Raw genomic sequence first — 13,632 nt, 5'->3', positions numbered from 1 at the left:
GTTCACATCATTGTTCTTTCTCTTTAGTCATTATCACGTCCGAAGGAACAGAAAATCCTATCAGTTCTGTATATTCATCCGGTTCTTCAAGGGCTAATCCTAATTTTTCATCCAGATGCCAACGAATTTTATCGGAAGAAAGCAGAAGTATTTTTCCGCCTAATATCCCTTTTCCGCCGAAGTGCTTCTTCCGTTGGTCGTAAAATAAAACTCCGACTCGATTAGGATCAATGTAGTCCAAACTGGTAGCATTGTTTGAAGCCCAGATAGAAAAATCTTGAGTTCCCTTTTTTTTGTCCAAGTGCCAAATAGTATCTCTGATACTAAAATAGTTTTCTACAATTATTCCCTTCACTGATAGAAAATATCCTCCCATAAGACCATTTATAATCATGTGTTGATCCTCTGCATATCCTTTTTTAAGAACTATTTTAAAAATCGTATCATTTGACTGATACATCCAAGTCCCGATATAAGCATCCAAGTTTTTTGTTGGAGCAATTTCCTTTTGGGCAAAACTAACTGTGCTGATAAAAAACAAACACAAAACAAATTCTATTCTTTTCATGACTTTTCTTTTTATTGGTTACATTCCATATTTACAGATTTCCCATTAGAAGCTAGTTCCTGAGCATTCCAAGTCGGATTGCTTTCATCAATATTCGAACTAAACATCACTGACAGACCGGAGTTATTGCGATCTAAAAATTTAAGCAACTGACCTATACATTCATCAACTCCCCCTCCGCTTGCACCAACTATATAAGCGTTCCAACTTTCGGAAAGTTCACCATTTCGAACTTTGGTAGCGAAAGTATTAAAATCTGTGGGAGAAGTTATCATAATACTCATACATCCGAACTCTGAAACTACTCCATAAGTAAAATTCTCTGATTTCACATATCCCTGTTGGTATCGTATAGCTAAAGCCTTTAAATCTGCCCATGAAGTAATCATAGAGCCTGTAGGGTGGGAATGGTACCATTCCATGATTTCTTTTCCTGCTATTTGATCATTTGTGAATTTGGCACTTCCTGATTCTTGTACGTTCGGGAAAATAGTTTGCCCGTCTGAAGTCTGTATAAAGCCTTGCTCCACAGTATTGCCTGCAGAAAATGTTTTTCTATACACATCTTTTATACGCGATTTAAATGCTGCGTCCTGCGATAATGTTTTAGCACGTTTACAAGGAGTAGGAGGTGTTTCAGGAGGATTTGAAGGAGGATTATATCCACCACCTCCGCCATCCATTTCGTCATCATCCAATGAAACGCAAACTTCATGATACTCAGGATGTAAATACTTGTCGCAAATTACATCGATGCCGGGCAGCCCCAGTTCATGATCCCAAACGATATCATTATGACAATTCCGCTTTTCCATCCAGTCTATTTCCGTATTACATACGGATTGTCCTCTTCCTCTTTGCAAACTCATACGGTATCCTTCCTCTGTTCCCGGAGAAATGGAGGCTGTTATTTTCCCTGATTCATATTTCCAACCATTTACCAATCCATAATTGAAATTGTAGAATAAAACTTTTCCATCAAAATCAGCTTCACGATGTAAATAAGAATTGTTTTCAAAAGAGGTGGTATGCATCAAATAATCATAAGTACCTATGAATACCATGATGAAGTTGTAAATCTCACCTGTTTCTAGATTCTTCAATATTACCATGCGTGCTACATTATATATTTTATCCAAATCATCTTGTAGTTCATATTTTTCTTTTGTCTCGTTATCCATAAAAAATGTACTACCGCTTGTCATTAGAGTTGTTTCGACTACCTCTAAATCTCCTTTTCTACTTTCTTTAGCCTTGTTCCAATTAGGCTTTGCTGGAATTCGCCCGTCAGCACTTAAGGATCTAACTGTAGTAGCTGAGGGATTGGTGGCATTATACCATTGTTCTGCTTTAGCAATGGTCAATTCTTTATTGCTGTCAAAAATAACTTCATCAGTTACATTGGAGGACCATTCATCTTGCCAACATGAATAAACTATCATACTGACAAAAACTAAAATGCCAACAATAGAAATTTTTCTTTTAAGTGTTTTTCGTTTCATAGTATCTATTTTTGATTTGTGGTTAGTATGGGTTGAGAATATTTGCAATAATATCAAAAAAAGTAACTTTACAAAACCCTTAAGTAAAAAGATAGTTATTAGAGAGCCTTTATTTAAAAGCCTTCGGCTTCGAAGCTATCTTTTTTTCGAAAGTATCTGTAATAAGCGTTAGTGCCCCATCTCCGGTAATATTACAAGCTGTTCCGAAACTGTCCTGTAATGCAAAAATCGTAAGTAGTAATGCCGTTCCGGCTTCATTAAAGTGAAGAACAGAGATGATTAGCCCTAAAGAGGCAAGTACTGTTCCCCCCCGGTACTCCCGGTGCACCGATGGCGAATAATCCTAATAACAGGATGAATAAAGTAATTTGTAATATACTGGGCATACTTCCATAAAGCATTTGGGATACAGTGAGTACAAATACGGTTTCTGTCAGGATAGAGCCGCATAGGTGTATATTGGCGAATAAAGGTATCGTCACATCACTGATTTCTTTTCGAAGGATAGGGCTTTTGCGGGCACATTCCAACGCCACTCCCAGCGTAGCTGCTGAAGACATTGTACCTAATGCTGTGAGGTAAGCAGGACCATAGTATTTCAATACCTGCCAACTATTTTTTCTTGAGTAAACAGCTGCAATGAAATAAAGCAATGACAGCCAGATGAAATGACAAACAATAACAACTATCAATACGGAGAGGAATACCGGTAACTGCTTCGTAACAGCTCCCTGATAGCTAAGAATGCAGAAGTTAGCGGCAATAAATACGGGAAGTACGGGAAGCAGTACTCTTTTCACCAATTCAAGTACCATCTTTTGAAAAGTATCCAGTAGTTTTGATATTTCATCCGATTTAACCCAAGCAGTAGCAAGTCCTATCAAAGCTGCCAGTACAAGGGCCGTCATAACATTCATGACCGGTGGAATATCTATTTTTAGTAAATTTTCCGGCAATGCTTTCAGTGTATTGGCATCATCGGCTATATGCAGAAAAGGAATCACATTGTAACCTACGGCTGCTCCGAAAAAAGAGGCTCCGATAGATGATAGGTAGGCTATGCCGAAAGCGAATAAAAGCATCTTTGATGCATTGCTGCGCAAATGGGCAATAGAGGGGGATATGAATCCCAGAATAATAAGGGGAACCAGGAAAAATATAATCTGTCCCGTGATGTGCTTTATACAGATAACGACTTCCAGCACTGCGTCATTAACAACAAAGCCTGCCAACAGTCCGATAATTACGGCAATAAGCAGTTGTACGATAGTATTACTTAGAAACTTTTTCATATATTTTTTTCAGTTAAACGATGAATATCCGGAAAAAGTTTGCTGTATAGGTATGTTATTTCATAGCTTGAACAAAGATAGAAAAATAAAATAGAATGCCGTATGAAAAACAGAAAAAGACGGGAAACATCACGCTCCCCGTCTTATGAAATCTTTTTGCCTTATGCTAATACCTTGATTAAGTGAAACATTTAAAAATCTCTCTTATAAATAATAGTTGTTACTGAAATATGAATTAAAAGTTGTTTTTACCTGTGTCCCACCATAGCCGTGTACCGCCATTGTCTGCACCACCAAGAGCCGTACACAGATTTTTATACTGCTCAGGATCTTTTTTGGCATCATCTTGTGAGAAGGGGAGGCGGCGAATCATGATGTCTGTATCAATTGTACCATTGCTGTTGTTGGTTTGTACTTTGAATAATTTCGGATATCCGGTACGGCGCTGTTCTGCCCATGCTTCCATGCCTTCTGGCCAGCAAGCAATCCATTTTTGAGTGATAATTTTTTCAAGTTGTTCTTCTTGATTAGCTGCATCGTCAAAATTGGGAGTGGTGGTTATTAATGCTTTCATGTCTTTTCCGGGGCCTGCTGCGTAATTAATGTAATCTGTCGGTTTACCTTTACTTGTCAGATATAGGCTTGCATCTCCGGCACCCCATTGGCTGAATGAAGTTTGGACACCGGTTTCATAACATTGCTTTGCGCTTTCGTTTTTCGGATTGATACCTCGTAAAGATGCTTCGGCACGTAAGAACCAAGTTTCTGCTGCTGTCAGAAGAACGGCGGGTGTGGATGCTGTGATTGTTTGGGTGTTGATAAAGGAATAGCTTTGGTAATAATTGGGGTCACCGTCCTTGGCATATACTCCTTGAGGTACTCCTAGATATTCCTCTGTATGCTCTGCCAATGTCGCCGGATTATAATATATACTGATGCGTGGATCTTTATAACCGTTTAGGACAGAAGCTATTGTTGCTCCCATATAGGTTTCTCCCCAACCGGCAACACCTGCTAACGGGTTTTGATACCCCTTACCGGAGATTTGTATGTTTTCATCAGAAGATTCTATGACACCATAAGAGTTTTCTAATGCTTTTTGGGCTTCACTGGTAGCAAGTGTCTTATCTACATTAGATACGCGCATAGCTAGACGAAGACGTAATGAATTGGCAAATTTTATCCATCTGCTGGCTGTAGGACAATTGCACATATTAATGCTTTTCACGCCATCTTCTTTGCCGCCTTCTTTCAAATAAGTATCCAATGCGTCTACAGCTTTATCCAGATCATCAAAGAATGCTTTATAAGCTTCTTCCTGGGTATCAACAGAGTTTGTTTCGTTTTTTCCGAATTTAGAATAGACAATAGGGCCATAAGTATCAGTTATACGGTGCATGGCTTCTACTTTTAAAATAAGGGTTGCACCATAAAAATGTTTGTATTTGGCTTCATCTTGTGTAATTAATGTTGATTTATGGGCTACTGGAAATATATAATTATAAGTATAATTCCACGCACTGGCTGTCCATCCGGCCTCTAATGCATATACTGTATTTTTATCGCTGAATTTGGAGGCAAAATCATGAAAATATCCTGAGAACATATCATGATTCAAGTTTTGGAATGTCTGCCAAGGCCAAGTGGTGCCTTCTCCCCAGTCGTAGTTAAAATAAATACCTTTTTGAATTGTCTCAAAGTTAGTAGTGTATTTTTGGAAATCATATTCTTTTACAGTATCATCAAAACTACCGTTGATTTTATTGTCAGATTCGAATCCGTCTGTGCATGAGGCTAAACTCAGAAGGCTTCCCACGCATAAAATTGAAATATATTTTGAACTTTTCATAATGTCTTTGTTTTAAAATTAGAATGTAAATTTAACGTTGAAACCAATATTACGTGTAGTCGGCATGCCGAAAACATCAACGCCCTGCAGAGTATTACCTACTGATAAAGTTGCATCCGGGTCAAATGGAGCATCTTTGTACAAAAAGAATAAGTTACGTGCAACCAATGTGAGATCTAATCCTTTGATGAATTTGGTTTTGGCAAGGAGGGTTTCCGGGAATGAATAGCCTAGTGTCAATTCTCGTAAGCGTACATTCGTTGCATCATACATATAGTATTCTGAGATGCCGTTACGTCCTCCGACTGTACCATAGAAGTTAGGAACATCTTTGAATTGGATGCCTTCATATTCCACATAACCGCGATCACGGGATTTTCCGGATTCTTTGCTGACTCCCATTGCGTCAAGATGTGCTTGTGTCAATGACATGACATCTCCTCCGATACGTGCATCAATCAAGAAATACAAAGTAAATCCTTTGTAAGTAAAGGTATTGCTCCATCCTAATAAAGCATCAGGATTAGCATTGCCTAGTAAAGTATTGTTACCTGTAACTTTGATTGGATTTCCTGTCTCGTTTAATTTAATCTTACCATTTTCATCTCTTTCGAATCCGTTTCCATAAATATCTCCCAGTTTCCCACCTTCTTTTACCCACATGTCATAAGCCATGGAGAATCCTTCAGAACCGTAGCGGAATGATTTATAATCCTTGTGTAAGGAAACAACTTTGTTTCTGTTCATGGACATGTTTACAGCGGTTTTCCAACGGAAATTTTCATTCATCAAAGGAGTACCCTCTAGTGTCAATTCGATACCAGTGTTACGAATTTTACCTGCATTGATATAACGGAACGCATAAAGTGAACCAGCCGGATTGGCTACTCTTAACAGTTGGTTCTTTGTATCTGTACGATACCATGTAAAGTCAATTCCGAAACGATTATTGAAAAACTTCCATTCTGTACCGAATTCAATGGAAGTACTGATTTCCGGTTTCAAATCACCACGTTGTTCTATATCGTTTGTTTGGATACTTCCACCACATTGAATGATATCAGCTAAATTGGTGATGCCGATGGGAAGGTCATTGCCGACCTGTGCAAATGAACCACGGAATTTTGAAAAATTGATCCATTCCGGTAGTTTGATGCTGTTGCTCATAATCCAAGTCAAACCTACTGACGGATAGAAAAATCCATTTTTCATACTTTCTGTGTTTGCCAGGGTGGAAGACCAGTCATTACGTGCTGTAATATCTAAATAAATAGCATCTTTCCAACCCACTTGTGCTGTACCAAATAAAGATTGTATAGTACGTTTCGCTTCAATTGTTTGGTTGATATATCCCTTTGAAGAGAATATGATATTGGAAACGGTAAATACATTAGGACGATATAAAGATGCTGTTTTGGAGTCGATCATTAAAGAATTGGCTTTGCTGACGTTAATGCTGGTTCCTAATGCGGCATTGATGGAAAAATCACCAAAGGTTTTGTTGAACATGGCCATGAAATCACCATATACTTGGAAGTTTTGTTCATCCGACCATACATAGCGTCCGTTAGGTAACCCTGTTTCATCATTTTTTCCGGCAATGTTTGCTGCTGTTGATGCATACATCTTGTTGTCAAACTTATCACTTACATAGTCTACATTCCCGCGTGCCTGGATACTTAACCAGTCAGTTGCTTTTATATTTGCACTGATAGAAGCTAATGCACGGTAACGTTTACTCTTGTTGGTCACACGATTTTTTATCCAGTACGGATTCTGATCCCATTCGCTGAATGAGCCGTCTTCATTTTTTGTATACCAATTCTGTAAGTTCATATTGCGGTCAGTATCGAAAACTTCAAAGTTTTCAGCGTAGGGAGCCAGATCGGCACCACGGGGAAAAGAATACAAGCCAACCAGCGGATTCAGATAATAACCACCTCCGGCAGGAGTATTACGGATAGTTTGTGTCATCAAACTGGCATTTCCGTCCAATTTTAAACGATCATTAAAGAAACTGGCTGTTTCACGGAAAGTAATATTGTGCTTTTGAAGCTTATTTGAGTCCACGATACCTGTTCCCCGGGTATTGGCATAAGAAAAGTAAGTTTGCATTTTGTCATTACCTGTTTGGAAGGTTAAAGAGTTGATGGCTGTAATACCATTGCCAAACCAATTACCTACGTTATTATAGTCTGTCAGATTTCCTTTGTCGCCCCAACTGCTGGTACCATCGGCAGTTTGTCCATAATTGTTTTGAAATTCCGGCAGGCTGACAGCATGGTCTACTGTCAGGTTAGAGGAGAATGTAACTCTTGACATACCGGCTTTCCCTGATTTTGTAGTAATTAAAATAACACCGTTGGCAGCTTGGGAGCCATAGAGAGCAGCGGCAGACGCACCTTTTAATATACTCATACTTTCAATATCATCAGGGTTCAAGTTGGAAACACCGTCACCAGAGTCATGGTTGACCCCGTCATTTTCACCTCCCATAACGGTGGCTGTTGATTCTGTTGTGATATTCAGCATAGGAACGCCATCTATGACATATAACGGTTGGTTGTTACCACTGGCGAATGCTGAACGTGCACCACGGATAGATACTTTTGCCGAACCTCCCAGACCGGATGAACTCTTTGTTATTTGCACACCGGCAGATTTACCGGCTAATGAATTGATCATATTAGCGTCCTTTACTTTATTCAGTTCGTCACCATTCAGTTGCTGAGTGGAATAAGTTAAAGAGGCTTCTTTCTTTTTAATACCCATAGCGGTTACTACAACAGTTTCCAGTTTCAATGCGTCATCTTCCATTTTAATGGTAAAATTAGTCTTTCCGTTTACTGGAATTATGACTTTTTTATAACCGATATAAGATATAACCAGTTGTGCATCAGCCGGAACTTCTAACGTAAAGTTACCGTCAATATCGGTAATTGTACCGTTAGTAGTACCTTGTTGAATAATGTTTGCACCGATAATTGCTTCACCTTGCATATCAGTTATAGCACCTTTAACAGTAATTGTATTTTGCTGTTTTACTTCCTCACGGGCTATATTGCTTTCTTTTGTCAAAACAATGTTTTTACCTTCCATAACATAAGTGATACCAGTTCCGGAAAAAACTTCATCTAGAATTTCGGATACGGCTTTATTTTTTGCGTTGATTTTTACCTTGCGGCTTAGATCTACATTTTTCTTACTATAGACAAACAGGTAATTAGTTTGTGATTCGATGGCAGAAATCAATTGGGCTACCTTCATGATGTTGGTATCCAGACTGACTTTGGCGTTCTGAGAGTGTACATCCATACTGAATGCGCTGAATGCTGTGGTTAACAGAAGAATTAAGGTGATCTTCATAGTTCGTAATATTTGTTTAAAAGCTAAACTTTTTGGGCATAAGTACCCTTCCAAAGAAATTTTTCTCATATCTTTGTAATGTGTTAAGTTAATAAATTTGATTAAGGTCAATTGTTAGCTGTCGAATCGGGGAGTATGGGGGTACTTTCCGATTCTTTTTTCAAAGGTTTTTATGTAATCATAACAGTTCATTTTTTAAGGTTAAACTTCTATTGTGATTTTATTCTATGGTTATCTTGTTATGTTCGTTATCAATATTGTATTTAAACGGATGGTCTTTTTGTATAACTTTTAGTATATGCTCTATGCCGTCCAAATCTTTGAATTTACCAGTGCAGCGGTAGTTCTCTAAGATTTTAGGATTCTTCACTGTTATCTTATAATTATAATATAGAGCAATCTTGTCCAGTAACTCTTTAAACGGAACATCATCGAAATAATAAATGCCTTGCATCCATGCCAAAGCATTGTTACTGCTCATTTCGCCCGTTTTGTATTTGCCGTTTTCCATTGAGAAATACTTTCCTTTTGTCAGGCTGGTAATTGGCTTTTCTTCTTTTGCATTGTTGGTAAGCAAGTTGATGGAACCTTCTATCAGTCTGGCTATAAAGCTGTTTGAACCTTTATAGGAGCATACATCGAATTTTGTTCCGGTGACTTGCACCTTTATGTTTTCTGTCTGCACATAAAAAGGAATCTCCTTATTGTGTGCCACCTCGAAATAGGCTTCTCCGTCTAACGTGACTTTACGGTCTTTTTTACCGAAGTCTTCATCATAAGTTAGTGTGGTTTGGGAATTCAACCATACTACAGAACCGTCAGGAAGATCCATCTGTGCACGTTGACCTGCTGGAATACGGATGGTTTGTGACAATTGTTGTTTAGGTTTATGCATATGTGGCAAATCCATTACAAAAACAATAGCCAGCATGGCGGCAATGGCAATCAGTGGGTACAGGTACAGATGCCCTTTCGGTTTCCGTTGTATGTTCGAACCGTCAGAAAAAAGGGTTACATCAAACAGCATTCGCTCTTTTAGAAAGTGTTCCTTGTTTTCTACACTGCTTTCTACCCATTCCACAATCTGGTTTTCCTCTTTTTCGGTGGTTTCTCCTCTGAAATATTTATGTAGCAATTCGGTTTTCATTCTTTCTGCATTTTGTATATAGAACAGGATAGCTGGAAACAACCCTAGTGGAAAAATGATTTTTTTTTCGATTTTCTCAAAAAAAGTGCTTTTTATCCTCTTTTTTCATTTCAAGTAAAATTATTACCCCCCTGACACACTGCTAATAAAAAATATTAGTAACTTTGCAACACCCAAAATAAGCGAGATTGTATTTATACACTATAAACAAAAATAAGAGATTATGATGACAATTGACAAATTCAACTTTGCCGGTAAAAAGGCAATTGTCCGTGTGGACTTCAATGTACCTTTGGACGAAAATGGTAAAATTACTGATGATACTCGTATCCGTGGTGCTCTTCCTACACTGAAAAAAGTGTTGGCTGATGGTGGCAGCTTGATTATCATGTCACACATGGGTAAACCCAAAGGTAAGGTAAATGCTAAATATTCATTGAGCCAGATTGTCGATGCTGTTTCTGAAAAATTAGGTGTACCTGTTCAATTTGCTCCTGATTGTGCGAAAGCCGGTGATGCTGCAGCTGCTTTGAAACCGGGTGAAGTCCTGTTGTTGGAAAATTTGCGTTTCTATCCTGAAGAAGAAGGAAAGCCTGTTGGCATTGACAAAGAAGATCCTGCATACGAAGATGCCAAGAAAGCGATGAAGGCTTCTCAGAAAGAATTTGCCAAGACTTTGGCTTCTTATGCTGATTGCTATATCAATGACGCATTCGGTACTGCTCACCGTAAACATGCTTCTACAGCCGTTATCGCTGACTATTTCGATGCGGACAACAAGATGTTGGGGTATTTGATGGAAAAAGAAGTTCAAGCTGTTGATAATATCCTGAAAGATATCAAGCGCCCGTTCACTGCTATTATGGGTGGTTCCAAGGTGTCTACTAAGATTGGTATCATTGAAAACCTGATGGATAAAGTGGATAACTTGATTCTTTGCGGTGGTATGACTTATACTTTTGCAAAAGCTCAAGGTGGAAAAATTGGTAATTCTATCGTAGAAGATGACAAATTGGATTTGGCTCTTGATATCATTGCTAAGGCTAAAGCTAAAGGTGTGAATTTGGTATTGGGCTCTGATTGTGTGGCTGCTGATGCATTCTCTAACGATGCTCATACTCAGGTTGTTCCTGCAAATAATATTCCTGACGGATGGGAAGGTTTGGATGCAGGTCCTGAAACTCAGAAAGCATTTGCTGCTGCTATTGAAGATGCCAAGACTATTCTGTGGAACGGTCCTGCCGGTGTTTTTGAATTCGATAACTTTACTGCCGGTTCACGTGCTATCGCTGAAGCTATCGCAAAAGCAACTAAGAACGGTGCATTCTCATTGATCGGTGGTGGTGACTCTGTAGCTTGTATCAACAAGTTCGGCATGGCTGACCAGGTTTCTTATATCTCTACCGGTGGCGGTGCTTTGTTGGAAGCAATTGAAGGAAAAATTCTTCCGGGTGTTGCAGCTATCAAAGGTGAATAATTAATTTTCTGCTATATATAAAAAAGGCAGCCTTTTCGAAAGCTGCCTTTTTTATATTCTTTATTTTGTACTTTTCAGAACATGAACAAAACTGTTGCTACCAGTCTGTTGTTTGAAACAGAATGAGTATCAATAATTTTTCCGTTAGAACTTTTCATGGAACCATACCATGCGGAAGTAAGATTGTATTCAACTCCCAATTTCCAGTGAGGCACATTATAGGTTAGTTCTGCGCTGGTGCTTACCAATTGGTCTACATTGGTTCCTGTACCATACATTTTACTTATTTCGTCACTCGTTCCTAAATTTTTCATATAACCTAAAAAAACAGCCGGTTTCCATTTCTTACCGTATGCAATGTTCAGCCATGAACTAGAATTCCGGTTGGGGGAATACTCTTGTTCTCCCGTACGGGCATCAGTGGATTTTACACCGTATCCGCCCAGCATGGATACTTGTGTAAGATTGGAACCCAAAATACTTTTTGCTGCCACATACCATAGGGGAGAAGTATATTTCATGTGAACTTCGTAAGACAGGGCAGTGACACGTTCATCCACTTTGTAAACTTCATCTTCTACTACCGATTGAGTACGAGGTTTTAATGAAATCATTTCAATGCCTGCTCCCACTAGCCAGTTGCTTCTTTTGTAATCTGCACCAATATAGATTTCGGGTATACAACTTTCTTTTATGTATTTCTGGCTTTTCCCATCAGGACCTTGAGACAGGTATTGGGATTGCCAAATAGCCGCGCCTGTCAGTTGTATATCACCAGCTTTGTAGCGGAATCGTATTTGTGGGGCACGGCTGAACGGTTGGAAAGGAGCTCCCATATTCAGATTCAGAATTTGTGGAGCAACGTCACCATATAACGGATGCCAGGTTTGTCCCAACAGTAAAGACGGTTTTCCCCAATCAAGGTTTAAATAGGCATGGCGCAGACGTACAGTGGAGAAGGTTGTTCCTGATCCGCGGAAGTCCATTTCTACTTTTGCGGAGGTTTTTGCTCTTCCCAACTTGGGACCTTGCACATCTATTCCCAAACGGGTATATAAAGTATAAAAGCTTCCATTAGCTGTCGCATTCAGGTCTTTACCTGTTGCATCGTACACTTTATCTTTAGGATACATATAGAAGAGCCCGTCAACAGTTTCTTCATTGGCACGACTATTGTAATAGAAGTCGGTGCGGATTTGTCCGTAGAACTTGTAATTGAAATCTTTGTCTTGAGCAAAACTTTTTGCCGATAGCAGTAAAAATGTGAATAAAAATAAATATTTTCTCATATTTTAAAGGGTTATTATAAACAGTCGGCAAAATTACATAATTTATTTGAAAATCGCACGTGTGTCTTGGTAAAAGAATTGTGCGCCTCTACATATAAAGTCTGCACCGATACAAATTATTTTTGTTGCCTCATTCAAGGCAACATTTGAATCTTGTCGTATTCTTCATCAGTTACGGGTTCTAACCATTCATTGGATGTGTTTTCTCCGGAAAGTTCGAATGCAAGGTGGGCGAACCAACTGTTGGCGGCTGCACCGTGCCAATGTTTTACGTTGGCAGGGATATGGATCACTGTGCCGGGAAGAATCTCAACAGCTGCTTTACCTTCCTCTTGATACCAGCCACGACCGGCTATGCCGATAAGCATTTGTCCGCCACCTTGAGTTGCATGGTGGATGTGCCAGTTGTTACGGCAGCGTGGTTCAAAGGTGACATTGGAAATGCTTACCTGTTCACGAGAGATAGGGGCGAGGTAACTGTTACCAGTGAAATATTGTGCATAAGCGGTGTTTGGTTCTCCGATAGGAAAAATCATTTCGCGTTGGAACGTTGTTTTTTCATCTTTATCTTTACAAGAGATATCTTCATTCCATACTTCTTTGGCAAGACGGAATGCCGCCCATGCTTTCGGCCATCCTGCATAGAAGCCGATGTGAGTGATGATCTCTGCAATTTCCGTACGCGTAATACCGTTGTTTTTGGCTGATTGGAGATGGAATGTAAGCGAACTGTCCGTTATTCCTTGACTGATGAGTGAGGTGATTGTGACTAAACTGCGGTCACGAAGACTGAGTTGCTCGGTGCGGCTCCACACTTCTCCAAAAAGAATGTCGTCATTAAGTTCCGCGAATTTAGGAGCGAATGTTCCTAATTGGTCGCGTCCTGCTGTCTGTTTGATCTTTTTTTGTGCCATACTGGTTGTTGTTAAAATACTGAATATTAAAAGTAAAATGACTTTGTTCATAGCGTTCATATTTTAAGTCTTTCAATATAAATTCTATGTACAAAAGTATGGAGTTGAAAAAAATAAGATTGTACCCAGATTACAGATTTTTATACCATTTTTCCTGTTTCGTTTGTTGTGCTTTTTAAAATGAAATTCCATTGTCATCCGGCTAAGTTTTCAATCAGGAAATAGAAA

At 39.1% G+C, this 13,632-nt stretch carries 8 protein-coding genes and 1 pseudogene; 1 reads left to right on the top strand and 8 read right to left on the bottom strand.

The features are described 5' to 3' along the window. Window positions 1-7: 7 nt before the first annotated feature. The 6 genes and pseudogenes from AB5062_RS17575 to AB5062_RS17550 all read right to left on the bottom strand — a co-directional run bounded on the left by AB5062_RS17575 (window position 8) and on the right by AB5062_RS17550 (window position 9,724). Entirely contained in the window at window positions 8-568 is a 561-nt protein-coding gene (locus tag AB5062_RS17575; protein ID WP_005839072.1) for a DUF6705 family protein, read from the bottom strand. An 11-nt stretch (window positions 569-579) separates the two neighbouring features. Then, the gene (locus AB5062_RS17570) at window positions 580-2,070 is read right to left on the bottom strand and encodes a hypothetical protein (RefSeq protein ID WP_008668044.1); all 1,491 of its coding nucleotides are present in this window, start codon (window positions 2,068-2,070) and stop codon (window positions 580-582) included. A 109-nt stretch (window positions 2,071-2,179) separates the two neighbouring features. Next, window positions 2,180-3,362: pseudogene (locus AB5062_RS17565) on the bottom strand (dicarboxylate/amino acid:cation symporter). A 235-nt stretch (window positions 3,363-3,597) separates the two neighbouring features. Further along, the gene (locus AB5062_RS17560; protein WP_022508581.1) at window positions 3,598-5,211 is read right to left on the bottom strand and encodes a SusD/RagB family nutrient-binding outer membrane lipoprotein; all 1,614 of its coding nucleotides are present in this window, start codon (window positions 5,209-5,211) and stop codon (window positions 3,598-3,600) included. A gap of 18 nt (window positions 5,212-5,229) precedes the next feature. Next, window positions 5,230-8,646 (bottom strand): TonB-dependent receptor, encoded by a 3,417-nt coding sequence (locus AB5062_RS17555; protein WP_032952555.1) that lies wholly within the window; start codon window positions 8,644-8,646, stop codon window positions 5,230-5,232. 151 nt (window positions 8,647-8,797) lie between these two features. After that, complete coding sequence (locus AB5062_RS17550) at window positions 8,798-9,724, bottom strand: FecR family protein (protein ID WP_032952594.1); 927 nt, start codon at window positions 9,722-9,724, stop codon at window positions 8,798-8,800. 223 nt (window positions 9,725-9,947) lie between these two features. Between AB5062_RS17550 and pgk the strand changes: the two genes are divergently transcribed. Beyond that, the gene (gene pgk, locus AB5062_RS17545) at window positions 9,948-11,201 is read left to right on the top strand and encodes a phosphoglycerate kinase (RefSeq protein ID WP_005848791.1); all 1,254 of its coding nucleotides are present in this window, start codon (window positions 9,948-9,950) and stop codon (window positions 11,199-11,201) included. Between the two features lie 74 nt (window positions 11,202-11,275). Here the strand turns inward: pgk and AB5062_RS17540 are convergent, their stop codons facing one another. Both AB5062_RS17540 and AB5062_RS17535 read right to left on the bottom strand, forming a co-directional pair. Further along, window positions 11,276-12,490, bottom strand: a complete 1,215-nt coding sequence (locus AB5062_RS17540; RefSeq protein ID WP_005848789.1) for a hypothetical protein — start codon at window positions 12,488-12,490, stop codon at window positions 11,276-11,278. Window positions 12,491-12,624: 134 nt separating this feature from the next. After that, window positions 12,625-13,455, bottom strand: coding sequence for a carboxymuconolactone decarboxylase family protein (locus tag AB5062_RS17535; protein WP_080705328.1), 831 nt, complete (start codon window positions 13,453-13,455; stop codon window positions 12,625-12,627). Window positions 13,456-13,632 lie beyond the last annotated feature (177 nt).

The organism is Phocaeicola sp. RTP21359st1_B8_RTP21360_211022 (assembly GCF_040911965.1).
Lineage (GTDB): Bacteria > Bacteroidota > Bacteroidia > Bacteroidales > Bacteroidaceae > Phocaeicola > Phocaeicola vulgatus.
This window is presented reverse-complemented; position numbering and strand designations above follow the sequence as displayed.